This is a genomic window from Thermoanaerobacter uzonensis DSM 18761, from assembly GCF_900129115.1.
Classification (GTDB): domain Bacteria; phylum Bacillota; class Thermoanaerobacteria; order Thermoanaerobacterales; family Thermoanaerobacteraceae; genus Thermoanaerobacter; species Thermoanaerobacter uzonensis.
The window spans coordinates 34,211-59,576 of sequence record NZ_FQUR01000014.1 but is presented as its reverse complement, the minus strand read 5'-3'; the positions used below and the strand labels follow the sequence as shown (position 1 = coordinate 59,576).

At 33.4% G+C, this 25,366-nt stretch carries 24 protein-coding genes and 2 pseudogenes; 20 read left to right on the top strand and 6 right to left on the bottom strand.

Annotated elements, in window-relative coordinates; genetic code table 11:
- The first annotated feature begins 11 nt into the window (after nucleotides 1-11).
- The 4 genes from BUB32_RS09090 to BUB32_RS09075 all read left to right on the top strand — a co-directional run bounded on the left by BUB32_RS09090 (nucleotide 12) and on the right by BUB32_RS09075 (nucleotide 2,177).
- Nucleotides 12-269 (top strand): OadG family transporter subunit, encoded by a 258-nt coding sequence (locus tag BUB32_RS09090; protein ID WP_072969109.1) that lies wholly within the window; start codon nucleotides 12-14, stop codon nucleotides 267-269.
- Between the two features lie 17 nt (nucleotides 270-286).
- Nucleotides 287-685, top strand: coding sequence for a biotin/lipoyl-containing protein (locus BUB32_RS09085; protein ID WP_072969108.1), 399 nt, complete (start codon nucleotides 287-289; stop codon nucleotides 683-685).
- Between the two features lie 140 nt (nucleotides 686-825).
- The gene (locus tag BUB32_RS09080; RefSeq protein ID WP_072969107.1) at nucleotides 826-1,362 is read left to right on the top strand and encodes an ECF transporter S component; all 537 of its coding nucleotides are present in this window, start codon (nucleotides 826-828) and stop codon (nucleotides 1,360-1,362) included.
- 47 nt (nucleotides 1,363-1,409) lie between these two features.
- Nucleotides 1,410-2,177: a type III pantothenate kinase gene (locus BUB32_RS09075; RefSeq protein WP_072969106.1), complete on the top strand. Its 768-nt coding sequence runs from the start codon at nucleotides 1,410-1,412 to the stop codon at nucleotides 2,175-2,177.
- 6 nt (nucleotides 2,178-2,183) lie between these two features.
- Here the strand turns inward: BUB32_RS09075 and BUB32_RS09070 are convergent, their stop codons facing one another.
- Nucleotides 2,184-3,293 (bottom strand): GerAB/ArcD/ProY family transporter, encoded by a 1,110-nt coding sequence (locus BUB32_RS09070; protein ID WP_072969105.1) that lies wholly within the window; start codon nucleotides 3,291-3,293, stop codon nucleotides 2,184-2,186.
- Between the two features lie 95 nt (nucleotides 3,294-3,388).
- Between BUB32_RS09070 and BUB32_RS09065 the strand changes: the two genes are divergently transcribed.
- The 12 genes from BUB32_RS09065 to sfsA all read left to right on the top strand — a co-directional run bounded on the left by BUB32_RS09065 (nucleotide 3,389) and on the right by sfsA (nucleotide 14,514).
- The gene (locus tag BUB32_RS09065; protein WP_072969104.1) at nucleotides 3,389-4,924 is read left to right on the top strand and encodes a spore germination protein; all 1,536 of its coding nucleotides are present in this window, start codon (nucleotides 3,389-3,391) and stop codon (nucleotides 4,922-4,924) included.
- A gap of 1 nt (nucleotide 4,925) precedes the next feature.
- Nucleotides 4,926-6,110 carry a Ger(x)C family spore germination protein gene (locus BUB32_RS09060; RefSeq protein ID WP_072969103.1) on the top strand — a complete coding sequence of 395 codons (1,185 nt, stop codon included), beginning with the start codon at nucleotides 4,926-4,928 and terminating at the stop codon, nucleotides 6,108-6,110.
- 637 nt (nucleotides 6,111-6,747) lie between these two features.
- Nucleotides 6,748-7,272, top strand: coding sequence for a hypothetical protein (locus BUB32_RS09045; protein ID WP_042834707.1), 525 nt, complete (start codon nucleotides 6,748-6,750; stop codon nucleotides 7,270-7,272).
- 4 nt (nucleotides 7,273-7,276) lie between these two features.
- Nucleotides 7,277-8,185, top strand: a complete 909-nt coding sequence (locus BUB32_RS09040; protein ID WP_072969100.1) for a quinate 5-dehydrogenase — start codon at nucleotides 7,277-7,279, stop codon at nucleotides 8,183-8,185.
- 13 nt (nucleotides 8,186-8,198) lie between these two features.
- Complete coding sequence (locus BUB32_RS09035) at nucleotides 8,199-9,287, top strand: NAD(P)H-binding protein (protein WP_072969099.1); 1,089 nt, start codon at nucleotides 8,199-8,201, stop codon at nucleotides 9,285-9,287.
- 164 nt (nucleotides 9,288-9,451) lie between these two features.
- Nucleotides 9,452-9,925 carry a transcription elongation factor GreA gene (gene greA / locus BUB32_RS09030; RefSeq protein WP_072969098.1) on the top strand — a complete coding sequence of 158 codons (474 nt, stop codon included), beginning with the start codon at nucleotides 9,452-9,454 and terminating at the stop codon, nucleotides 9,923-9,925.
- Nucleotides 9,926-9,944: 19 nt separating this feature from the next.
- Nucleotides 9,945-11,444 (top strand): lysine--tRNA ligase, encoded by a 1,500-nt coding sequence (gene lysS / locus BUB32_RS09025; protein WP_072969097.1) that lies wholly within the window; start codon nucleotides 9,945-9,947, stop codon nucleotides 11,442-11,444.
- A gap of 107 nt (nucleotides 11,445-11,551) precedes the next feature.
- Nucleotides 11,552-12,118, top strand: a complete 567-nt coding sequence (gene folE / locus BUB32_RS09020) for a GTP cyclohydrolase I FolE (RefSeq protein WP_072969096.1) — start codon at nucleotides 11,552-11,554, stop codon at nucleotides 12,116-12,118.
- An 11-nt stretch (nucleotides 12,119-12,129) separates the two neighbouring features.
- The gene (gene folP, locus BUB32_RS09015) at nucleotides 12,130-12,942 is read left to right on the top strand and encodes a dihydropteroate synthase (protein WP_072969095.1); all 813 of its coding nucleotides are present in this window, start codon (nucleotides 12,130-12,132) and stop codon (nucleotides 12,940-12,942) included.
- Entirely contained in the window at nucleotides 12,939-13,439 is a 501-nt protein-coding gene (gene folK / locus BUB32_RS09010) for a 2-amino-4-hydroxy-6-hydroxymethyldihydropteridine diphosphokinase (RefSeq protein ID WP_072969094.1), read from the top strand. Before folP ends, folK begins: the two co-directional genes overlap by 4 nt.
- 3 nt (nucleotides 13,440-13,442) lie before the next feature.
- Nucleotides 13,443-13,811: a 6-carboxytetrahydropterin synthase QueD gene (queD, locus tag BUB32_RS09005; RefSeq protein WP_072969093.1), complete on the top strand. Its 369-nt coding sequence runs from the start codon at nucleotides 13,443-13,445 to the stop codon at nucleotides 13,809-13,811.
- Nucleotides 13,812-13,821: 10 nt separating this feature from the next.
- On the top strand, nucleotides 13,822-14,514 hold the full coding sequence (sfsA, locus tag BUB32_RS09000; RefSeq protein ID WP_003867821.1) for a DNA/RNA nuclease SfsA: 693 nt from the start codon (nucleotides 13,822-13,824) through the stop codon (nucleotides 14,512-14,514).
- 17 nt (nucleotides 14,515-14,531) lie between these two features.
- Here the strand turns inward: sfsA and BUB32_RS08995 are convergent, their stop codons facing one another.
- Nucleotides 14,532-15,389: an N-acetylmuramoyl-L-alanine amidase gene (locus BUB32_RS08995; protein ID WP_072969092.1), complete on the bottom strand. Its 858-nt coding sequence runs from the start codon at nucleotides 15,387-15,389 to the stop codon at nucleotides 14,532-14,534.
- A gap of 180 nt (nucleotides 15,390-15,569) precedes the next feature.
- Between BUB32_RS08995 and BUB32_RS08990 the strand changes: the two genes are divergently transcribed.
- A complete protein-coding gene (locus BUB32_RS08990; protein ID WP_072969128.1) occupies nucleotides 15,570-16,229 on the top strand; it encodes a coenzyme F420-0:L-glutamate ligase in 660 nt (219 codons plus the stop codon).
- A gap of 54 nt (nucleotides 16,230-16,283) precedes the next feature.
- On the opposite strand, the gene hepT is transcribed toward BUB32_RS08990, so the two are convergent.
- The 4 genes and pseudogenes from hepT to BUB32_RS08970 all read right to left on the bottom strand — a co-directional run.
- Nucleotides 16,284-16,463, bottom strand: a complete 180-nt coding sequence (gene hepT, locus BUB32_RS13280) for a type VII toxin-antitoxin system HepT family RNase toxin (protein ID WP_327192061.1) — start codon at nucleotides 16,461-16,463, stop codon at nucleotides 16,284-16,286.
- A gap of 79 nt (nucleotides 16,464-16,542) precedes the next feature.
- Nucleotides 16,543-16,959: pseudogene (mntA, locus tag BUB32_RS12980) on the bottom strand (type VII toxin-antitoxin system MntA family adenylyltransferase antitoxin).
- Nucleotides 16,960-17,124: 165 nt separating this feature from the next.
- Nucleotides 17,125-18,057, bottom strand: coding sequence for a helix-turn-helix domain-containing protein (locus tag BUB32_RS08975; protein WP_072969091.1), 933 nt, complete (start codon nucleotides 18,055-18,057; stop codon nucleotides 17,125-17,127).
- A 458-nt stretch (nucleotides 18,058-18,515) separates the two neighbouring features.
- Nucleotides 18,516-18,984: pseudogene (locus tag BUB32_RS08970) on the bottom strand (transposase); the annotation flags it as partial.
- A 447-nt stretch (nucleotides 18,985-19,431) separates the two neighbouring features.
- Between BUB32_RS08970 and BUB32_RS08965 the strand changes: the two are divergent.
- The 3 genes from BUB32_RS08965 to BUB32_RS08950 all read left to right on the top strand — a co-directional run bounded on the left by BUB32_RS08965 (nucleotide 19,432) and on the right by BUB32_RS08950 (nucleotide 25,343).
- Nucleotides 19,432-20,784 carry a radical SAM/SPASM domain-containing protein gene (locus tag BUB32_RS08965; protein ID WP_072969090.1) on the top strand — a complete coding sequence of 451 codons (1,353 nt, stop codon included), beginning with the start codon at nucleotides 19,432-19,434 and terminating at the stop codon, nucleotides 20,782-20,784.
- Entirely contained in the window at nucleotides 20,785-22,512 is a 1,728-nt protein-coding gene (locus tag BUB32_RS08960) for an ABC transporter ATP-binding protein (protein WP_072969089.1), read from the top strand. It abuts the gene before it with no gap.
- A gap of 833 nt (nucleotides 22,513-23,345) precedes the next feature.
- Nucleotides 23,346-25,343 carry a S9 family peptidase gene (locus BUB32_RS08950; RefSeq protein ID WP_072969087.1) on the top strand — a complete coding sequence of 666 codons (1,998 nt, stop codon included), beginning with the start codon at nucleotides 23,346-23,348 and terminating at the stop codon, nucleotides 25,341-25,343.
- Nucleotides 25,344-25,366: the final 23 nt, after the last annotated feature.

Sequence of the window (25,366 nt, the reverse complement as noted above, 5' to 3'; positions counted from 1 at the left end):
GTGGTGTTTTTATGGAAAGTTTTTTGGATTTTTTGAAAAAAACCTTTAATAGTAAAGAGGAAGAAAAAGTAAAGAATGAAGAAAAAAAAGACAAAAGTGGAGAAAACGAAGAAGAAACTGAGCTTGTTGCTGCGATTACAGCCGCGATAGCTTTATATTTACAAGCCGATGTTAGTGGTTTTTACGTAAAATCTATAGTGAGACTTCCAGAGACTGTTCCCGTTTGGGCTAAAGTAGGGCGGCAGGAGCAAATGAGAACAAGATTGTAACTGAAGGAGGAATTTCTGTGAAAAAGTTTAAAGTAACAGTAAATGGGAAGGTATATGAGGTTGAAGTAGAAGAGATAAAAGATAAGGATGAGACTTCTAACATAACACAAAGGGCAACTATTTCACAAACTAAAACGATTGAAACTCAGGCAACTTTCCAGTCAGTTTCAAAAGCTGAAGCTTCTTCTCCGGCGGCTAAAGGTTCTAAAGTAATTTCTGCGCCTATGCCAGGCACAATTCTTGATGTAAAAGTTAAAGAAGGTGACAGGATAAAGCGGGGAGATGTCGTAGTAATTTTAGAGGCTATGAAGATGGAAAATGAAATAATGGCGCCTGAAGAAGGAGTTATAGCAAGTATACATGTTTCTAAAGGCTCTTCTGTAAACACGGGAGATGTGCTTGTGACTATGAATTAAAAAATTATTGATGAGTGAGGCTTTTTTTGGTAAAATAAAATTGCGGGTATCGTCTTCGAACCTGACAACTAATAAAAATTTAATATTGTTGGGCGTTCGGAACGGTATCCTGAAAAGGAACCGGAACGGGGGTGAGTAAGTTGCAAATTAAAGCAGTTAGAGAAAAGGAAAAAGGCAAGTTAACGAAGATTTCTTTAAGGCAGATCACTGTAGCAGGGATGTTGGCTGCAATATCTATTGTTTTATCTACCACTATTTTGGGATACATTCCATTAGGGATTGCTAATGCTACTACAATGCATATACCAGCAATTATAGGTGGAGTATTAGAAGGACCTATTGTAGGAGCTTTTATAGGTTTGATTTTTGGCCTTACCAGCTTCATAAGGCAAAACACTCCTCTTTTTGCTGACCCTATAATTGCCATATTACCTAGGATTTTTATAGGAGTTGTGGCATATTATTCTTATAAGTTGACTAAAAATCTTGGCATTGCAGCAGCTGCAGGCACGTTGACAAATACCATTGGAGTTTTGGGTTTAGCAGTGCTTCTAAAATATCTGCCACTTAAGGTTGCATTATTTGTAGCTTTAAAAAATGGCATATTTGAGATTATTGTAGCTGTGATATTGACAACAATGATAGTAAAGTCTTTGAAAAAAGTGTATGATAAATAAAAATAAAAGCAGGCATTTGCCTGCTTAATTTTAAGAAGGTGATGATTTTGCTTTTAGTTTTTGACGTAGGGAATACCAACATTGTAATGGGAATTTATAAAGGGAAAAAGCTTCTACATTCTTTTAGAATATCTACCGATAAAAGCAAAACCTCTGATGAATATGGGATGTTGATCAATCAGTTGTTTGAATACAATGGTTTAAAGCTTAAAGATGTAGATGCAGTGATAATTTCTTCCGTTGTACCTCCTATTATGCACACACTTGAATCAATGACTACAAAATATTGCAATGCCAAGCCTTTGATTGTGGGCCCAGGGATAAAGACGGGCATAAATATAAAGTACGATAATCCCAAAGAAGTAGGTGCAGATAGGATTGTAAATGCTGTTGCTGCATATGAAATTTACGGAGGACCAGTCATAGTAATAGATTTTGGCACAGCTACTACTTTTTGTGCGATTTCTAAAAATTGTGAGTATTTAGGTGGAATAATTGCCCCTGGACTGGCAATATCTGCCGATGCGCTTTTTCAAAGAACTGCCAAACTTCCCAAAATTGAACTTACAAAACCGCCTACTGTTATTTGCAAAAATACAGTGTCCAGCATGCAGTCAGGTATTATATATGGACATGTTGGCATGGTGGATTATATAGTAAGCAGAATGAAAGAAGAGTTTGCCCCAAACGCTTATGTGGTAGCAACAGGTGGTTTTGCAAAGATGATTGCAGAAGAGTCAAAAACTATAGACACAGTGAATGATATGCTTACCCTAGAAGGTTTAAGAATAATCTATGAGAGGAATGCAGACTAATTCCTCTCATTTTATTTTTCTAATTTTTGCGATTATATAAAGAAGTATAGGGAAAAACACTTCAAACCAAAAGACCTCAAAGGGAAAACATCTTTGAAAATAAGTGTACAATCCATCTAAACTTTCAGACACATTTTCGGAAAGTGGGATTAACAAAGTAGCAAGTGGCAGCAAAATAAAGCGGTAATCTGGGGATTTTATCGTTTCAGCCAATCCTTTTGCGAAGAGATAAGTAAATATTACAATTTTAAGATAAATTCCCATTAACCACATTGCCATTACTAATGAATCAAATCGCTGTATGTAATCGCTAATTTTTATATTTCTAACCATTTCTAAAGCTGTAAATTGAAAGTTTGATGCGGTTTTTGCTCCAAAAATCCCTATTGCTAAAACTCCCAACATCATACTAAGGGCTAATATTCCAAGGCTTATTATCCCTCCTTTTAAAGCTTTTTCTTTTTTAGAGATATGAGGGAATATAAGAAGTATTATTACCGTTTCAAGTATATATGAGGTGATAAGGATTGAACCTATTATGGGAGGTTTTATCCCGTTTTCAAGTATGGGAAGAAAATTTGTCATATCAACTTTTGGAAGGTCCAAAGTGATCACAAATGCTAAGAGGAGCATTCCAAAAGGGAATAAAAGTTCATTTAATTTAACGATTGCTAAAAAGCCTTTTGATACAGTATACATTACTGATATTATCAAAACTACATAAAAAACCATTGGGGGAGTATGAGGCATAAAAGCATTGATCATAATTTCTATTAATTCTCTCATTACTAAAGAGATACCATGTAAAATAAACAATAAATAAAGGGAAGCTATTATTTTGCCTATAAATTTTCCTGTTATTTTATCTACATAGGAAAATAGCATCTCTTCTTTAAAGAGCATTGCCAGCTTATAATAAAAAACAAATACAATACTAGAGGTTACAAAAGATATTAAGACGGAAATCCAAGAGTCTTGCTTTGCGGCTAATGCTACAAAAGAAGGCAAAAAAACGTCTGCTGTTGATATCACAGTTGTGACCAATAAAAATATCATTTGTTTTGTAGAAATTTTCTTTTCTGAAGTCTTTTCATATTGCCTTATTCCTTTAAGCATATCTGACTCCTAAACATATTTTTTTTATTATTTCTCTAAAACCAACATAATATTCTAAAAAAAACTTGAAATAATAATATCTGGAGGTGTTTAAAATGCCCCATAAGTTGCCTGATGCACAGTATGTAAAAGAAAATTACCAATATATTACTCTCAGCAAAGAATTAGAAGAAAATATATATGTATTTCAAGTGCTTTTAAAAGGGAATAATGACATAGTTTTTAGACAAATTAGAATAGGAGATAAAAAAGTTAAAGCTTTTTTAATTTATATAGATGGTATGGCAGACAAATCGTTAATTACTCGAAATATTTTAGAGCCAATAATGATTGAGACAAGAAAGTTGAATAAATTCATATACAACAATCAACAATTTTTTGATTATATAAAAGAATATTTTATAACAACTTCAGAAGTAAATACAAAAGATAAATTTGGAGACGTAGTAGATGACTTACTTTGTGGAGAAACAATACTTTTAATTGATGGAGTGGAAAAAGCATTAATTATTTCCACAAAGGGATGGGAAGGAAGAAATGTAACTGAATCTACTACAGAATCCTATGTAAGAGGTCCTAAAGAAGCTTTTGTAGAAACTTTAAGAATAAATACTTCTATGCTTAGGAGGAGAATAAAACACCCTGATTTTGTAATTGAAAATATGAAAATAGGTAAATATTCTAAAACTGATGTGTCTATTGCTTATATAAAGAGTATTGCAGATGAGAAAATAGTTCAAGAAGTAAAGAAAAGGTTGAAAAAAGTCCAAATTGATGGGGTTATTGATAGCGGTTATTTAGAAGAATTTATAGAAGATAATCCTTTTTCTCCTTTTCCACAAATAGCTCATTCTGAAAAGCCAGACAAGGTGACTGCAGAAATTTTAGAAGGAAAAGTGGCAATATTAGTTGATGGTTCGCCATTTGCACTAATGGTTCCTGCAGTATTTGTACAATTCTTTCAAGCTGCTGAAGATTATTATGAGAGATATTTCTTGTCATCAGCTCTCAGAATTTTAAGAATTGCTGCGATGTTTATTGCTCTTTTATTTCCATCTATATACATTGCAGAAACTACTTTTCATCAGGAAATGATACCTACGCAACTGGCTATTTCTATTGCTGCTCAAAGAGAAGGAGTGCCTTTTCCAGCACTTTTGGAGGCATTATTCATGGAAATAACCTTTGAAATTTTAAGGGAGGCGGGTATAAGACTTCCTATGCAAGTAGGACAAGCAGTAAGTATAGTAGGTGGTTTGGTAGTTGGGCAAGCAGCTGTTCAAGCAGGACTCGTGTCTCCTGCAATGGTGATTGTAGTTGCAATGACAGGGATAGCTTCCTTTTCAATTCCTGCTTATAACGTTGCGATAACTTTTAGACTCTTGAGATTTATTATAATGATTGCAGCAGGGACTTTAGGCTTTTTTGGGATAATAATGGTGGTGATGATGATACTTGCCCATATGGCGTCATTGGAATCTTTTGGAGTACCATACCTTTCACCTTTGATTCCAAGTAGGACACAAGAATTAAGTGATGCATTAATAAGAATACCTTGGTGGGCAAAGATAGTGAGGCCGCGCACTGTACAAGGAAAAAATATTGTGAGACAGGAGGATACAAGAGGATAAGATGAAGAGATTTGTAATATTAATTTTTATAATTTCTCTTTTATTTACAGGATGCTGGGATAAAAGAGAAATAAATCAATTGGCCTTTGTACAAGGTTTAGGTATAGAAAGAGGAAAAGATGATATGATACACCTCATTGTACAAATTTTAAAACCGGGTCTTCTTGCAGCAGGTGGCAGTGGTGCTGGAGGTACGGGAGGAGGAAGTGCAGCCGGCAAACCCTATGCTGTTTTTCAGGCCAGTGGTGTAGATTTTGCGAAAGCTTTTGCTAATTTAAATGATGAGTTGCCAAGGAGTCTTTTTATGCAATATAACGAAATAATATTTTTAGATGAAAAATTTGCACGCTCAGGGATATATCAAACTTTGGACTTTATGACGAGAAATCCTGAGTTTAGGAGGACTGCCTATATATTAGTTGTAACAGGGGGAAGCATACAAGAACTTTTTAATCTTCCCAGCTCTAATGAACTGGAAAGATATCCTTATAAAGAAGTTATGGGACTCATATCAAATCGGGCAAATACAGCTTCTTCTTATGTTTCTGATTTAAATGAATTTGTTGAGACATTGGAAATTCCTAAAAAAGCGCCTATTACAGGAAGACTCGTGATTGTAAAAAAAGATGGGAAAGCCACAGGAATTAGACTCTCTGGCTCTGCAGTGTTTGACAATGACAAATTAATTGGTTTTTTAGAAGAACAAGATACCAAAGCAGTTGCTACACTTATGAATAAATTAAAAAGAAGTACCTTGACTTTGGATAAAGGTCTAAAAGGAGAAAAAGTCCATATCTCTCTTGTAGTTACTAAAGCACGCACACAAATTTTTCCTAAAATAAAAGATGGTGATATTTCTTTCGACATAAAAGTAAATGTAGAAGCTTATTTAAATGAGCAAGAAACAAAATATGATTTAACTGAGCCAGAAAACCTAGAGAAATTGCAAACCATAATAAGCCAAAAAATAAAAACTGCCATAGAACATGCCCTTTTTATACTTCAAAAGAAGTACAAAGTTGATGTAGTAGGGTTTGTAGACATTTTGCACAAAAGAAATCCTGCATTATGGAAAGAAGTTGAAAAAGATTGGGATAAAATTTACCCTGATGTGAAATTTAACGTAACAGTAAAATCAGTTATAAAAAGGTCAGGACTATCTTCTAAGCCTATACATCCGAGGTGATTTTATGTTCAAAATACTTGTTCTAACATTGATTTTTGTGATTATATCATTGATTGAAGTACCAGGTCTTGTAAAACAAAAAAAGATTAGAGAAGTCATTGTGTTTTTTGTCTTTTTAATTGTCAGCTACATATTAAACTTGCTCTACCTTTTAAATATACAAATTACCCCTACTAATAAAATAATCCAATCTCTATTAAAACCAATTGAAAAATTTTGGGGACAATAATCCAGAAAAGTATTTTATGTGGATTCAGTTTGTTGATAAAGTAAAAAAATCTTCAAAGAAGATATTTTGCATCGTTGCTCCGATGTTCCAAAGCGACAAAACTAAAACTCGACCTTCAGGTTCCGGCAGGGTACCGGGCACAATCGGCATCCATGCCTTAAGGTGCCCGCCTCCGCCATCCGTGGCTTCGGCCCTGCCTTCACCTTTGGTCTTGCTAAGTTTTGTTGCCGCTTTGTCACAAGTCACACCGATTGCAAAATATCTTCTTTTCGAAAGTTGGTCTACAGTTTGAATCCAGAAAAGTATTTTATCTGGATTATTTTTCTTTTTGGTATTGAAATTTTTTTAAAAAAGTATTAAAATTGTAATTAATGTGAGCACAAAATGTGCACACTGGAGGTTGTGCAAATGAAATTTATTAAAATTGGTGATAAGACTATAAATTTAGAGAAATTACACGGCATAATAGATAAAATAATTGAAATGAGACAAAATGGGTTTTCACAGCAAGAGGTTGCCTCCCGCTTCAAAGTTGACAGAAGTTTTGTTTCTAGACTAGAAAGTTTAGGTGAGGTCAGAAAAGGCGGAAATATTGCTGTAGTAGGTTTTCCTATAAAGAATAAGGAAGAGTTGGAGATGCTTTTTAGAGAGTGGGGAGTTAATTTTACACTTCTTTTGTCTGAAAAAGAGAGATTGAACTTGGCTGAAAATATGAGTGGTGTGGAGCTTTTTAACATGGTAATGGATTTAATTGCTAAAATTCAATCTCACGACGTGATAATTTTTTTAGGTTCAGACAAAAGGAGCCAATTGGTAGAGGCTATATTTGACAGAGATATCATAACTATAAATATTGGACATTCTCCTTTGACAGAAGATGTATATGTTGATCCCCAAATTGTGAAAGAAATATTAAATTCTTTGAAAGGGTGAAAATATGAAAAAGGTTGTAAGCATAAGTATAGGTTCTTCTACAAGGAATAAAACGGCAGAAGTAGAGATTTTAGGAGAAAAATTCGTTATAGAAAGAATAGGGACTGATGGAGATTTAAAAAAAGCTATTGAACTCATTAAAGAACTAGACGGGAAAGTTGATGCTTTTGGAATGGGAGGGATAGATTTATACCTTTCAGCAGGTAAAAAAAGATATGTTATAAAAGATGCTTTGCCTTTAAAGAAGGCCGCAAAAATTACTCCGATTGTGGATGGTTCAGGACTTAAAAATACTCTTGAAAGAAAAGTAATTAAATACATACAAGAAAAAGGTATAGTTGATTTGAAAGATAAAAAAGTGCTTATTGTAAGTGCTATGGATAGATTTGGAATGGCTCAAACTTTTTCTGAATTGGGGGCAAAACTTATTATAGGAGATATGATTTTTGCGTTAGGTATTCCTATTCCTCTTCATTCTTTAACGATTTTATATACCCTTTCGCTAGTTATTGTTCCAATTGTGGCAAGACTCCCTTTTGAAATGATATACCCCACTGGAGAAAAACAACTCACCATAGACAGCAAAAAATACGAAAAATTCTACAAAGAAGCAGATGTAATTGCGGGGGATTACTTGTTTATTAAAAAGTACATGCCTGAAAGGCTAGATGGGAAGATAATTGTGACTAACACAGTTACACAGGAAGATGTGGAAATGATGAGAGGGAGGGGGGTGGAACTATTAATTACTACTACCCCCAACATAAATGGCAGGTCTTTTGGAACAAATGTGATGGAAGGAGTCCTTGTGGCAATAGCAGGTAAAAAACAAGAAGAAATGACACCACAAGATTATGATGAACTTTTGGATAAAATAGGTTTTGAACCAAGAATTGAATATTTACAAAAATAGGGAGGTAATAAATATGCATAAATTTGGTTTTATAATACATCCTATAGAATACGAAGATGTTAGTCGCAAATTTAAAATAATGGAGAAGCTTCCCAAAAGAATTGTGGAAGGTTTTACAAGACTTCTTCCACCAATGAAAGTATCAGAGATAACTGGAGTTAGAAGCGAATATGCTGAAACAGAAGGTTGGTTTGTGGCGGTTCCTTTGACCTCTGAGCAGATGCTGAACTTACCAGAAGATTATGTATTAAATAAAATAATAAAAGCAGTAAAAATTGCAGAAAATTTGGGTGCAGAAGTTGTCGGCTTGGGGGCTATGACCTCTGTTGTAGGAGATGCAGGAATAACAATTGCTAAAAATTCAAACATCGCTGTAACTACTGGTAACAGTTATACAGTTGCTACAGCAATAGAAGGAGCGGTAAAAGCCGCAGATATGATGGGCAAAGATGTAAGAGATTCTCATGTCGTTGTGATAGGAGCGACAGGCTCAATAGGTAAAGTCTGTGCAGAAATTTTATCCCGAGATGCAAAGTACATGACACTTGTAGCACGAAATAAAGAAAAATTACAAAATTTTAGAGACTATCTTTTAACAAAAACAGGTATGTCTGCCCATATCACTTCAGATGTAAAAGAAGCCTTAGAAGACGCGGATATAATAATCACTGTTACAAGTGCAGTAGATACGGTGATAAAACCCGAATATCTAAAACCGGGGGCTGTTGTATGCGATGTAGCAAGACCGAGAGATGTGTCAAAGGAAGTTGCGGATAAAAGAGATGATGTCTTAGTCATAGAAGGTGGAGTAGTAGAAGTACCTGGGGATGTAGACTTCCACTTTAATTTTGGTTTTCCGCCTAAAACAAGTTATGCCTGTATGGCAGAGACAATGATTCTTGCTATGGAAGGACGAATTGAGAATTATTCTTTAGGGCGAGATTTGACTGTAGAACAAGTGGATGAGATATCAAAACTTGCTAAAAAGCATGGGTTTAAATTAGCGGGATTTAGAAGCTTCGAGCGAGAAGTTACACTGGAAAAGATAGAATCTGTGAGAAAAAACGCTAAAAAAAGATTACAAGAGTGGAAATTTGCATAATTTAGACTTGACTTTATGTGTTAACTGATTTATAATAATCCACATGGAAAATTACACAAGCACTGCTTTTGCAGTGCTTGTGTATTAATATTAACATAAATTCTATCATTGCTACATATGAATAAAATACAATTTTTAATATTTTATAAAAAGGAGAATCGCCTATGAGCAAGCCGGTAATTTTGACTTATGAAGGACTTAAAAAATTAGAGGAAGAATTAGAATATTTAAAGACGGTCAAGAGAGCTGAAGTAGCAGAAAAAATAAAACAAGCGAGAGCATTTGGTGATTTAAGTGAAAACTCAGAATATGACGAAGCCAAAAATGAACAAGCATTTATAGAAGGTAGAATTGCTACCATAGAAGCCATGCTTAAAAATGCAAAAGTGATTGACGAAGAAGACATAAAACTTGACCAGGTTAGCATCGGCTGTACTGTAAAAGTCTACGATGAATCTTATAATGAAGAAGTAGAGTATACAATTGTAGGTTCAGCAGAAGCAGATCCGATGAACAACAAAATATCTGACGAATCTCCAATAGGGAAAGCGCTTTTAGGGAAAAAAGTAGGAGATGTTGTCACTGTTGAAGTTCCTGCTGGAATTATAAAGTTAAAAATATTAGAAATACGCAAATAAAGGGTGATGGAGGTATAATATGTCTAATTCAAATGATAACATTTGGAACAACACTGAAGAACTCAATGAACTTTTGCGAATAAGAAGAGAAAAATTAAATATTTTAAGAAGTATGGGAATAGAACCCTATGGCATTGACAGGTTTGAAAGGACCAATGTATCCTCTGATATTAAAAACGATTACGAGAATTTTGAAGGCAAAGTAGTGGCTCTTGCAGGACGAATTATGTCCAAAAGAGCCCATGGCAAAGCTTCTTTTGCAGATATTCAAGATAGAGATGGCAGGATACAGGTTTATGTTAAATATGATACAGTAGGAGAAAAGAATTATGAAATTTTTAAAATTTTAGACATTGGAGATATAATAGGTGTTACAGGCGAGGTATTTAAATCTAAAACTGGTGAAATAACTATTCGCGTAACAGACTTTAAGCTTTTGTCTAAATCTCTTCAAATACTTCCAGAAAAATGGCACGGTTTAAAAGACCCTGATTTGCGTTATAGACAGAGATATACGGATTTAATAATAAATCCCGAAGTAAAAGAGGTATTTTTAAAGAGGACGAAAATAATAAAGGCGATAAGAGAGTTTCTTGACAATAGAGGATTTTTAGAGGTGGAGACTCCTATTCTTCATACTATTGCGGGTGGAGCAGCAGCAAGGCCTTTTATTACTCATCACAATGCTTTAGATATTGATATGTACTTGCGAATTGCTTTAGAGCTTCACTTAAAGAGGCTTATTGTAGGTGGTCTTGAAAAAGTGTATGAGATGGGCAGAGTTTTTAGAAATGAAGGAATGGATATAAGGCACAATCCTGAATTTACTCTTTTAGAACTTTATGAAGCCTATACGGATTATTACGGTATGATGGAAATTACAGAACAGTTATTTGCCTATGTGGCCCAAAAGGTTAACGGTACTACGAAAATAGTTTATCAAGGAACAGAAATAGATTTGACACCTCCTTGGAAGAGAATTACTATGGTAGATGCGATAAAAGAATATGTAGGGGTAGACTTTAATGAAGTTAAGACAGATGCAGAAGCAGTAGAGATAGCGAAGAGGTTAAACCTTGAGACAAAAGAAGGGATGAAAAAAGGAGAAGTAATAGCGCTTGTTTTTGATGAGCTGGTAGAACAGCATTTGATACAGCCAACTTTTGTTATGGATTATCCTGTAGAGATTTCTCCTTTAGCTAAGAGAAAACAGGACAATCCGCAGTTTACTTCTCGATTTGAAGCTTTTATTTACGGAAGAGAAGTGGCTAATGCCTTTTCAGAATTAAATGACCCTATAGACCAAAAAGAAAGGTTTTTAGAACAATTAAAACAAAGAGAAGCCGGGGACGAAGAAGCCCATATGATGGATGAAGATTTTATAAATGCTCTTGAGGTTGGTATGCCGCCGACTGGAGGACTAGGTATAGGTGTAGACAGACTTGTGATGTTTATGACGGATGCTTATTCTATAAGAGATGTAATATTATTCCCGACGATGAAGCCTAAAAATGATTAGAAAAGCAGTCGAAAGACTGCTTTTTAACTTTTTTGTAAGGACTGGCTTTTTAGAGATAAAAATAATATAATAAAGTTGTCGACTTTTTAAATAAAGGGGTTTCACATATGATAGATAAAGAAAAGATTAAAAAAGCGGTAAGAGATATACTTGAAGCCATAGGTGAAGACCCGGATAGGGAGGGGCTCCTTGAGACTCCTGATAGAGTTGCAAGGATGTATGAGGAAATTTTTGCGGGTCTTCATACGGATGTAAAAGACGTTATAAAGATTTTTCAGGAGGATGAACATCAAGAAATAATACTTGTAAAAGATATTCCGCTTTATTCTATGTGCGAACATCATCTCTTGCCATTTATAGGAGTTGCCCATGTGGCATATTTGCCTAGAAAGGGTAGAATTTTAGGCCTTTCAAAATTAGCCCGTATAGTAGACATTTTAGCAAAAAGACCACAGCTTCAAGAGAGGTTGACAAGTGAAATTGCAGATACAATAATGGAAGCAGTGAATCCCTTAGGCGTTGCCGTTGTCATTGAGGCAGAACATTTGTGTATGACAATGAGAGGTATCAAAAAACCGGGGGCTAAGACTGTTACTTCTGCTTTGAGAGGAATATTTAGAACAGATGAAAAATCAAGGGCAGAGGTAATGTCTTTGATAAACTCTAAAAGATAAGGAGAGAGACCATGTTATTTAGATGCAGAGATAAAAGTCTGGAAATTGGAAAAAGAACTTACATAATGGGAATTTTAAATATGACTCCTGATTCTTTTTCAGATGGGGGAAAATATAATACTTTAGAAAAAGGTATAGAAAGAGCTCTTCAAATGATAGAAGAAGGAGCTGACATAATAGATGTAGGTGGAGAGTCTACAAGGCCGGGACATACTCCAGTAGATGAAGAAGAAGAAATGAGAAGAGTTATACCTGTCATTGAAAAACTTTCAAAAATTTCAAATATCATTATATCTGTGGATACTATGAAATCAAATGTGGCACTTCGAGCTTTAGAAGCAGGTGCTCACATAGTAAATGATGTATGGGGACTTCAAAGGGACCCTAAAATGGCGGAAGTAGTTGCAAAATACAATGCAGGTGTAATAATGATGCATAACAGTAATGTAGCAGAGTATGAAGATGTCGTTAAGGATATAATAAATTTTTTACAAAAAAGCATAGAGATGGGAGAAAAAGCAGGAATTGATAAAAGTCAGATGGTAGTAGATCCAGGGATAGGTTTTGGAAAAACTTTAGATCATAATCTTGAGGTCATGAATCGATTAGAAGAATTAAAAGTTTTAGGACTTCCTGTGCTTTTGGGCACTTCAAGAAAATCAATGATTGGAAAAGTTTTAAACTTAGATGTAGAGGATAGATTGGAAGGGACTGCTGCAACAGTTGCTGTTGGGATTGTAAAAGGGGTTGATATTGTACGCGTTCACGATGTAAAGCAGATGTTAAGAGTTGCTAAGATGACTGATGCGATGGTGAGAAGATGAGGGAAGTGTATTTATCTTTAGGTTCTAATTTAGGAGATAGAGAAGAAAATCTAAAAAGAGCCGTTTTTGAGTTAGAACACTGGGAAGGCATAATTTTAAAGAGGCTTTCTCCTATTTATGAAACAAAACCTGTAGGATATTTAAACCAGGATATGTTTTTAAATATTGCAGTTGAAGCTGAGACAAACATTGGGCCTTATGACTTATTAAGAGTTGTAAATGAAATTGAAAAAAAATTAAAAAGAGAAAGACTCATAAGATGGGGTCCAAGGACTATTGATATTGACATACTGTTGTACGATTATATTGAATTAAAGGATGAAGTGTTGACTATTCCTCATCCGAGAATGTGGGAAAGAGCTTTTGTGTTGATTCCTCTTTCGGATATAAACCCTTTTATAAAAAAAGGGGACGTGTATATTAAAGATTTAATAAGAGATTTGCCTGATAAAGAAGGAGTTAAGCTGTATAAAGAGAATTGGTACAATGAGGTGTAAAAAATGAAAGTGACAAAAACATTTACTTTTGACAGTGCCCACAATCTTATAAATTACAATGGGAAGTGTGAAGAGCTTCACGGTCATACCTATAAGCTGGAAGTTACAGTTGAGGGGAAGCCTGACGGGGAAGGAATGATAATAGATTTTGTGAAGCTTAAAGAAATAGTAAATGAGAAAGTTGTAAAAAAGCTTGACCATAAGTATTTAAATGAAGTTTTAGAATTTAACACTACTTGCGAAAATATTCTTTTGTGGATGTGGAAAGAATTGGAGCCAGTGCTAAAAGGAGATAACTATTATCTTTATAAATTGAGATTGTGGGAAACCCCTACAAGTTTTGCAGAAATTACTGAAAAAGATTTTGTATGAGGTTTTTAAAATGGTGATTACAAATCCAATTGTTTACGGGAAATTCATAAAGAGAATCAATAGATTTGAAGCTTATGTAGAGTTAAATAGCGGAGAAAAGACTTTAGTACATGTGCCTAATACGGGAAGGTGTAAAGAGATATTTGTCCCGGGAGCAGAGGTTATCCTTGAAGTAAGAGATAGGCAAGGCAGAAAAACACCCTTCGAGTTGGCTTTTGCTTATAAGGGGAAAAGACTTATATCTATCGATTCACAAGTGCCTAATAAAGTAGTTTTAGAGAGCATAAAGATGGGGCTTATTGAGGAATTTAAAGGCTATGACATTGTAGAAAAAGAAAAAACTTTTGGGAACAGTAAATTTGATATAAAACTTACAAAAGGAAAAGAGATATGCTATGTAGAAGTCAAAGGAGTAACTCTGGAAGTAGAAGGTGTTGCAAAATTTCCTGATGCTCCTACAGAAAGAGGAAGGAAACATTTAAAAGAACTTATAAAAGTAAAAAAAGAAGGTATGAGGGCAGCAGTAATTTTTTTAATTCAAATGGATGATATAAAATATTTTACCCCTAATGACGAGCAAGACCCGGAGTTTGGGAAGTTTCTAAGAGAGGCTGTAGGTAAAGGAGTAGAAGCTTATGCTTATACCTGTGATGTTGGAGAAAACTACGTATTTTTAAAGGACAGGGTAGAGGTGGTGCTATAGCCCTGCCCTTTTTTATTTTATTCAGCATAAAATTTTACTAAGCCGTTAAATATAGCTTGAGCAACTTTATTTCTGTAATCTAAGTCTCTCAAATGGGCATCATCAAGTCTTATATTTTCCATTGCAGGTACTACACCAATAGGTATTACATTCTCTTTATAATTATAGGATTTGGGGTAAATACCAAGGTTGTCAAGTTGAAGTTTACGAGACATAGACTCGTTTATGTATTTTGCAAGTTTTAAAGATTTTTCACTTCTATCTGAATAATATACCTTAAATCCACTTTCTTTTTTTAAAGAAGTTTCTGTAAATATATCTATAAGAATTCCTTCTTCCAATTTTTCTAAATCTTCTTCTTGAGGGGATTTTTCCCATGAAAGTCTACTTTGTGCCCCACATGTCGTGAGCAAAAAATGGAGTTTTTTTGCTATTGCCATCATTGGTATATGTTGAAGAAGCCCGGTGGGACTTGTAGTTTTTTCTTTAAATCCTGGATTAATCAATATTTTTTTTTCTTTCAATATCTCTGATAATGGTTTTCTACTTATATAGAGCTTAAATTTTGCTGGAATACCTTCAATAATTTCAATTTCAAAATCTGTTTGAAAGTCAAATGCTATTTCTGCAACTATTTGTTGTTCTATGGCTTTTATTTCTACATGAGAGATTATTCCATCTAAAACATTATATTTCCCTTCTGGCATGTTTAAAGGGGTAGTTTCAAAAATGATTTGTAGTGAGGTGCTTTGCTTTTCTACATGATACGTTGGTACTTTTAGTGAAAACTCAAATACAATAAGACTTTTAAGATTTTTTATTGATTCATTGCTGGAAGTAGAATCAATTTTTAAATTTGTCAATTTGTTTAACATTTTTATCCTCTCCAATTGTTAAAATTAGATTAAAAAACATAAGTTGTGAAATAATTGTGATGAATTTGTGATATAATTGTGATGAAAGACAAATATATTTTACCACAACAAGAAAAAAATAAAAGATATTTACTAAAAATTTTATTATTACAATTTTTAGGATATTTGGAGGCAAAATTTATGTACGGAAAAATACCAATAAAAACCCATATTATAACTGAAAAAGATGATATAGTAGAAGTTGTGTACAATTACACAAAAGATATAGCAGAGCCAGGAGATTTAATATCAATTGCAGAAAGCGTTGTAGCTATAACACAAGGTAGGGCATATCTTCCCGAAGATATAAAGCCAGGGGTCCTTGCAAAGATACTGTGTAAGTTTACCGACAGGAATGGAAGTCTTACTTCTCCTCAAGCAATGCAATGTGCTATCAACGAAGTGGGATGGTTTAGGATTTTGATTGCTTCTATTATAGGAGGGCTAGGCAAGCTATTGGGTAGAAAAGGGTGGTTTTTTATTATAGCTGGGAGAAAAGTTGCTTTAATCGACGACATTGCAGGAACAATGCCCCCTTATCATAGATACATAGTGTTGGGACCTAAAGACCCCGATGCAGTTTGCGAAAGGATAAAAGAGAAAACGGGAGTTGATGCAGTTATAATTGATGCAAATGATTTGCAGCGTGCTGATTGCATTGGTGCCTCTAAAGGGGTTGATAAAAAATTCGTAGAAAGCTTATTTATCGATAACCCATCAGGTAATGCTGAACAACAAACTCCTATTGTAGTTATAAAAAATTACAAAAGCTATACTTCCAGATTACTTATATCGTCGTAAAAATGAACAATTCTATTGCGAAATTTTGCCATAAGTTTATATGTATTGACCGAGTCATAAGGTAATATTGTGTTTAGTGAGAATTTCGAATGTATCAGCATATGTTTTTGGCGGTTCATAATTTAGTCTTGATATAATGTGATTACCAATGTCTATCATTGCTTCTATTGCAATTTGTAAATTGTATTTTGCAGAGTCATAATATTTAAAATCTGATGAAAATTCATTATCTATAAGTTCGGCAAGTTCACTTAAATTTGTTAAAGCTTTTTTGATGATATTTATTTTTTTATTATCTTATCTTTATCAATAGTCATTTTTTAACCAGTCCTTCCAAATAATCATCATAAAAGAATTTGAGGGTAATGCCATAATCTCCATAGTATTTAAAAACTTTTTCTTTAAAATCTGATAATTTTACATAATTACTACAATATAATAATTCTCCAGTATAAATGACGTGGTGTTGAAGGTTTAGAGGAGCTTTATTTAAGTTTATTACATCAATGTCATCTCTTTTGAATATTTCACTTATTTTAACTTCTAATATAAGTTATTCCTTCAATGAGACATTTTTGTTGTATAAAACTGCAAAATCAATATCACTGTTTTGGTTTTGACATTCCGTGCCATAAGATCCAAAAAGGTAGAAAGCAATTATACTGGGGTTATCAGACAAATATGATTTCAATTTTTCTAATTCTTTACTAATACTACTCAAATCTCTCATTGTTATTAATCCTCACCTTATTAATAAATGTTTTTATCTTTTATTTATTATATCACACTAAGATGAACTAAACAGAGCTAGTAGTCAGCATAGGAGATATAACCTTGCCTGTTCCTATTATACATGAGAAAATCATCACTGAACGTTTTTTGCCAAGATTTGCTATTATGTGGTTAGCTCTATATTATAAATTTTCTTGCAACTTTCTATGACCATTTTCTTTAACTTTTCATGCCCACATATTTCTGAAAGATATAAAGCCTTTAAAAGAGAATCTATGTAGTTTTCTCTATTAAGCTTAAATTCGGCAATTCCCTTTCTGAAGTATAAAAGTGCCAAGCCATTTAAAGTCTTGTTTTCTGCACAAGTTTTAATGCCTTCTTCTGCGCAGTAAAGCGCCTTATCATATATGGAAGTCAGGTGATACGTATAGGAGAGATTGTAATATACCCTAATTCTTTCTTCTACATTGTCTTTCTCCAGTGCTTCTAAGCAGAAAAGGAGCATTTCTATACATTTTTCGTATGATTCTTTTTCTCTTAGTATAATAGCCATATTCATTAAAATTCTAACTTCCATACTGCTGTACACAAAGCGGGTATAGTTAGAAAGAGAAAAATCTGGTATAGTGACTTTCATAGCTTCAATCAATTTTTCTAAAGCCTTTTCATAATCATTATTTACAGTTTTTTCAATAACAGACTCCACTAACAAGAGAAGTTGCTTCAATAATCGAATGTAATAAAGGCCCATTTTCCCTTTATCAATTATTTTTTTAAGCTCTTTGAGGTCCTTTTTCAAATCCTCAAATTCTCCACCTTCAAGCTTATCTTCAATAGAAGTCTTTATTTTATAAAAAGAAGAATAATCTTTAAATCTGTACTTTAATAGGAGCTCATTTAAGTCTCTTTTAAAGATGACAGACATCAAATCAAGAGTTTCCTGTTTAGGCATAACCTTTCCATTTTCAATTCTCCTTAGAGTATCTGTGCTTACAAGAGTTTGATCTGCTACATCTTTCTGAGTAAGCCTTAAAGATTTACGTATATCTTTCAATTCATTTCCAAAAGTCTCTAAATCATAATAGAATCCATCCATTTTTTTTATACACCACCCAGAATCAATTCGGGTTGAAATTGTTTAACTTACCATATATTATATAGGTAAGAAAAGGAAAAGTAAAGGGAGTAGGGAGAGGCATGAGGAGGAACTTGTTAGTTATTTTTTCCATAGTTACTCTTTTACTGCATTCATGGTGTCTTAGTGTGATGGGAAATGTCGAAAGTATAGGACCAAGGCACATCTTAGAACTTTGATGTAAATACAAATATAAAAAAGTTTTAAGATGTGCTCAACATAGAAATTTAGGGATGTGCAAAATTAATTAAAACAATCACGAACAAAAGCCAAAATATGTATGACATACAATAATAGTAATCAAAACTAGCAATCAAACATAAAGGAAGTGGTAAGGGAAAAGAAAAGACAAAAAGAGGGCTTAAATATCCTATAGAAGCCAAATGTTAAAAAGTGGCATGAAATAGATTCAGTAAAAATTAGGCCGATTGCATTAAAGCAACAAGAGATCTAAACTCATCATATTTGCCCAATTTAATAGCTACAATAGCGACAGTAAGCAAAGTAATATGGCCAAAAGTATTAAGGTTGCTGGCAGAATTAATATTTCTAACATAAGCTTTTTCAAAATCCAGAGCTTTAAATCTAAATTTATCTTTCTGATTCTATTCTTAGTCTATAGACAGCCTTAAAATATAGGGAGTCTCTATTAATAGAAGACCTATAATCAGAAGATATAATAGCATACTTAGTACAGCCTCTATGCTTTTTGCCATTAAAATATTTAGGATGCTTTATAGGGCAGGCAGAGTCATCTTTAGAATTGCAGAACTTGCAAACAAATTTTTGCTTAATAAAACCATCAAAATACTGCTTGCCATCTTTAAGCATTTTAATACCCGCTTCACAGACCATATAATCATCATCAGTCAGAGGGGGATTGAAGCTGGTACATGTAGGATTTCCTCCTTCTTAAAAAATTTTTTATAGTGTATATATAATAATTCGACAAATGGGAGGGAAAATCCTACATAAAAGATAAAAAATTCAAGAGTGATAGAAAAAAAGTATGTCTGTGGAATGGCTTAAATGAAGGCTTTTGAATTTCGCACAAGTCTATACAATCATAAGAAAGGGGGTGAAAATATGAGTAAAATAACATTTTCTTCTGTGTCTCCAATGGACTGGTGCTTCGGGCTTGGCGGATGTGGTGTTGTAAAGATAAATTAGTTAAAGAAAAGGTCCTCCAAAGGGTTATTTTGCCCTTTGGAGGAAATTTATAGCTAAAAGTCCTCAAATTCCGTAAAATTATAATGATAATCAAAAATTATATTAATTATTGAAATTCTTTATTTGTCTTTTTAAAATGTAATAGGTGAAAGGGGAGGAAATGTCTTGTATCTATCCAGGATAGATTCCTTTGTGGATTTAAATAATAGATTACTATTTAATGTAGCTAATATGGAACTTTTTTCATTAAAAGAGGAGTTTGTCAATGTTTTAGGAAAAATTTCTGAAGAGAAAACACTGACAGAGAAAGAAAAAGAAATATGGGAAAAAATAAAAAATACTTGTAAACCTAATGATGATTTTTACACAAAAGAACCATCAACCAGCACCATTACTTCTATAAAGCTTATTGTTAGTAACGACTGTAATTTAAGATGCTCGTACTGTTACGCATCATACGGTAGCTATGGAAAAAAAAGAAAAGTTATGAAACCAGAAGAAGCTGTTAATCTGAGCAAAGAAATTGCAAATAAGTTTCCAAACTTGTCAGCTATTCTATTTTTTGGTGGAGAACCATTGCTCGCAGTAGATGCAATAGAAACGATATGTATGGGATTTAAAGATAAAAAAGTAAACTTTTTAATGGAAACAAATGGGACTATTTATAGCGAAAGAATACATAAATTAATTGAGGAATATAATATTAAAGTTACTGTAAGTATCGACGGACCAGAATTTATTAATGATGTACATCGTAAATATCCAGATGGTAGAGGCACTTATACTACTATTGTAACTAATGTAAAAAAACTGAATAGGAATAAAGAAAATGTTGGTTTTATTCAGGCTACTTATACTAAACAGGCTTATGAAAAATTAAGTAAAACAGAAATTATAGAACATTTGAAAAATGAAGTGGGTATTCAAAGAATTTCTGTATTTAATGTTGTAACAAATGATAAAAACTTGAAAGTACCACATGATGATGAAAATGGATTGGATAGAATAGATGATGAAGTAGAAAAATTTTTTTCTGATATTTTTGAAGAAAAATATAACTACAATATTTCATTAAATACTATAACAAACAGTATTTTATCGCAACGACGATATTCATATTTTTGTAATGCAGGAATTAACCAGATAACAATTGATTCCGATGGAGATATATGGCCTTGTCCCCTATATATTAGTAGGGGGAACTACAAAATTGGTAACATATATGATGATATATATGCTATCAACTCAGGTTTCAAAAGAATAAGTGAAATGTTACAATCAGTAAATAAAGAAACTCATGAAGATTGCAGAAACTGTGTGGCCAGCTTTTGGTGTACAAAATGTCCTGCGAAATCCCTTATAGAAAAAGGTAAACTTATTATTGATAAAGAAGACTGTGACAAAAATATCAAATTAACAGAATTAGTATTAACTAAGCTTTTTCAAATAATGAGAAATGGAAGATTTGAGGAATTTTTAAATAAATATAAAGAATTTTATTCCAGGGAGATGATATAAATGGAGACGATAAAGAAATACATCTTAAAGTACAAGTTTTTAATTCTGGTAAACGTTATACTTATAATTTTCGTGTCAGCTCTTAAAGCCCTGCAGGCGATACTTTTTAAAATAATTGTTGACACATCTGTTGGAAATTTAAATTACAGCATTTCTACGTTAATATGGTATTCAGTAGGGTTTTTGATAGCAGTATTTACAGCTGAAACTTTGTCAAAAGCAGCTTCATCAGCTTTTAACAAAAAAGTATTGATAGACTACAAGCAATCCATCATAGAAAGTTTCATAAATTCTAGAAGAAGAAAAATTACAAGTTCAGGATTGATATCTTTACTTAGCAATGATGTGAGAATGATAGAGAGTAATTATTTAACAAGTCTCATTAACATTATGGAAGACGTTTTACTATTTATCGTGTCTTTATATTTGATACTTCGAATAAACGTTTATCTCACTATAGTCATTTTCATTTTTGGCTGGGTTCCAGTGATTGTGCCTCAGCTTTTCACAAAAATAAACCAGGAACTAAAGGGGCAGTACCTTAAAAAGCTTGAGAGGTTTACTAACAGGATAAAGGAGATGGCTCAGGGATTTGAAGTAATAAAGGCCTTTAACATAGAGAATAAAATCCTCAATATGACATCAAAAGATAACAAAGATGCAGAAATGGCGGGGTACAAATCTGATGCATTTCAAGGATTTCAGGGAGCTTTGTCTATCGTGTCAGGATTTGCGATGTTTTTTGTAAACATTCTCGTAGCCACATATTTAGTCTTAAGAGGTTACATAACAGTAGGTTCTATGATTGCCGCTGTACAGCTTATGAACTACATAGTAAATCCTTTAATTTCTGCATCTGTATATGGAACAAAAATAAAATCTGTTGAAAAAATAGCAGATAAAATCCAAAAAGAAATAATAGACGTAAGCAAAGAGGAAGTCTCACAGGGAGATAAGCCTTTTGAATTTAAAAATTCCATAGAAATCAAGAACCTAACCTTTTCCTACGATGGGAAGAGGAATGCTTTGTCAAACATAAACATAAAACTTGATAAGGGCAAAAAATATACGTTGGTCGGAGAAAGCGGTTGTGGAAAGACCACACTACTTAGAGTCTTATTAAATCACATTACAGATTATGAGGGGCAAGTGCTAATTGACGGAGTAGATATAAGAGAATTTGACCCTGCTTCCTATTACAGGAAAGTTAGTATTATACAGCAGAATGTCTTTATGTTTAGCGACACATTAAAGAATAACATTTGTCTGTACAGTGAATGCAGTGAAGAGGAGATAAACGAGGCCTTGAGACAATCTGGTTTAGTTCATGTTGTTGAGAAACTTCCCAAAGGACTCGATACAATAGTAGGAGAAGGGGAAGTAGAGCTATCAGGAGGAGAGAGACAGAGGATAGCAATTGCAAGAGCGTTAATCAAGAAAGCTGAAATACTGCTTATAGATGAAGCTACGGCGGCTTTAGACAAAGTTACGGCAAGCGATATAGAGAGGATACTTATAAATTTAGATGCGACAGTGCTTGCTGTAACCCATAAGTTAGACCCAGAGATACTTAAAAGGTATGATGAAATATTTGTGATGAGAGATGGAGAAATCATTGAAAGAGGCACATTGGATGAACTATTAAATAAAAGAGGGTATTTATATTATATGTACAATTATGGGATTGATGAGAAAGAAGAGATGAAGGCTTCAGAAGAAGCTATATAAAAATTTTGTGTGAAATACCAGAGAAATTAAAAAGAGAGATATTTATAGTTTAAAAGGTGTACCATATAGGCTGTAAGAGAGCTGGATTGGTCTATGGGGTAAAGTATATCTTAAAAAAATTCTTCACTACTCCAGACCATATTGGAAGCCTTAGTTTTATATCCTCATCCTTTGGGCTGCAATATCTTTACTGGGAGCTTTGGTACCTTTTATTAATCGAAAGATAATTAACTTAATGCAGTCAAAATTCTTTTTGTCTAAGTTAATATCACTTTTGTTAGCGCTCTTTGTAATAAGAACCATTGTAGTAATTTTAAATTTTATAGCAGAGTGTAGATTTGAATATAAGAAGTAGCAGCTAATTTTTTTCAAAAGACATATGAAAGTCTGCAAAAGCTTCCTATTTCTTCACATCAACTCTTCTTAATATTTTGAGATTTTTAGTTGTGATAGTCGTATTAATATATCTCAACCCTATCCTTGCTATAGTTTCAGTAATCTTTATTCCTTTTTACTTTTTTGTATTTATCGAATCGTCTCAGGAAGAGAGGATTTCTTATGCAAATGTATTGGAAAGCTTGAAAGAAAAAATAGAAGGATGGCCCATTGCTATTTTCTATAAACAGGAAAATTTCCTCATTAAGAAATTTTTGTTTGATATTAAAAAGTGGTTAAAAAATATCCGAAAAGTTATCTTCAATATGAAGACCTATACTGCCAGCTATTCTTATTTGAGTGTAATATTTCCGCCGCAGTATAGAGAAAGCCTTTAGGAATTTTTGTATTTTAGTGCTATAATATTTTTGAAAACATTTTATTAGGGGGCGTTTTTAATGGAGAAGTTACAATTAGAAGATTTTACAAAATTTAAATTTTTATCAGGATTAAAATTTTCTCCAAGTGGTAGTCACGCAGCATTTGTGGTACATAGAATAGACGTTGAGGAGAACAAGTATTTGTCTAACATATGGGTTTTGGATACAAAGACTAAAAAATATTTTCAGCTGACTTCCTTTAATGAGGAGAGAGGGTTTGTATGGCTTGACGATGATTACATACTTTTTGCAGGTAGCAGAAATCCAAAGGACAAAGAGAAGGTAGAAAGTGGAGAGGAATTTACAAAGTACTACAAAATTAACATACACGGAGGAGAGGCTGTTGAGGCTTTTGTGATACCTAAAAAGGTTACAGAGATTTTGCCTGTTGATGACGATACTTTTCTCTTGATTGCACTTTATAATATGAATAAAAAGGATTTGGAGGGTTTGAGTGAGGAGGAGAAGAAAAAAGAGCTTGAAAGAAGAAAAGAGGAGAAAGATTACGAAGTATTTGATGAGATTCCTTTTTGGGCGAATGGCGAAGGAGTCATCAATAAAGACAGGGGAAGGCTCTATGTTTATAAATTAAGTGATAATAAATTGCAGCCTATAACAGATGAATACACTGATGTGTATTCTTTAAAGCTCAACAAAGATAAGACAAAAGCTGTGTTTATAGGAAAAAGTTATAAAGACAAAATGCCTTTGACAAGTGATGTTTATATATACAATTTAAAGGTTGGAGAACTTAAGAAAGTGAATAAGGATTCAGATTTTTCCTATAGGTATGTGGATTTTTTAGGAGATAAGATAATATGCGCTGGAACAGATATGAAAAAATACGGTATAAATGAAAACAGCAAATTCTACGTTTTGGAAGAAGAATCAGGTGAAAGAAGGTGCATAACTCCTAACCTTGACATGAGTTTAGGGAATTCTGTAAATTCCGATGTGAGATACGGTTCAGGCTTTAGTTTTAAAGCAGAAGGAGATTATTTGTACTTCATATCTACAGAGAGGTACAATGCTTATCTTAACAGGATAAATTTAGAAGGGAAAATAGAAAAAGTGATAGATAAAGATGGATCTGTGGATATGTTTGATGTATGTGGCGATAATATTCTTTTTATCGGTTTTAGAGGATTAAAGCTTTTGGAGCTTTATGAGTACAAAGACGGGCAAGAGATACAGATTACTGACTTTAATGAGTGGGTACAGGAGGAAAAGAAACATTCAAAGCTTGAAAGAGTAGAGGTAGAGACGAGGCCAGGGCATTTTATAGATGGTTGGGTTATAAAGCCTATAGACTATGAAGAAGGCAAGAAGTATCCTGCAATATTAAATATACATGGTGGTCCTAAAACAGTATATGGTGAAGTGTACTTCCATGAAATGCAGTACTGGGCTTCAGAAGGGTATTTTGTGTTTTTCTGCAATCCGGTAGGAAGCGATGGCAGAGGAAACGAATTTGCTGATATAAGAGGAAAATATGGGACAATTGATTATGAAGATATTATGAAATTTACAGATTATGTGCTTGAAAATTACAAAGACATTGATTCTTCAAGAGTAGGAGTAACAGGTGGTTCTTATGGAGGATTTATGACAAACTGGATAATAGGGCATACAGATAGGTTTAAGGCAGCAGTATCTCAAAGGAGCATATCTAATTGGACAACAGAATTTGGGACGACGGATATAGGTTATTATTTTGTTCCTGACCAAATAGGAGGAACCCCTTGGGATAATTTTGGAAAGTATTGGGAACATTCGCCTTTAAAATACGCAGATAGAGTAAAAACCCCTACTTTGTTTTTGCATTCAGATGAAGACTATAGATGCTGGATGGGAGAAGCACTTCAAATTTTTAGCGCTCTTAAATATTTTGGTGTGGAATCGAAATTGGTACTTTTTCATGGTGAAAATCATGAGCTTTCAAGAAGTGGCAAGCCTAAAAATAGGATAGGAAGGCTTAAAGAAATAACAGAATGGTTTAATAAGTATTTAAAGTGAGGAAAATACCCTACGGTGTAAGT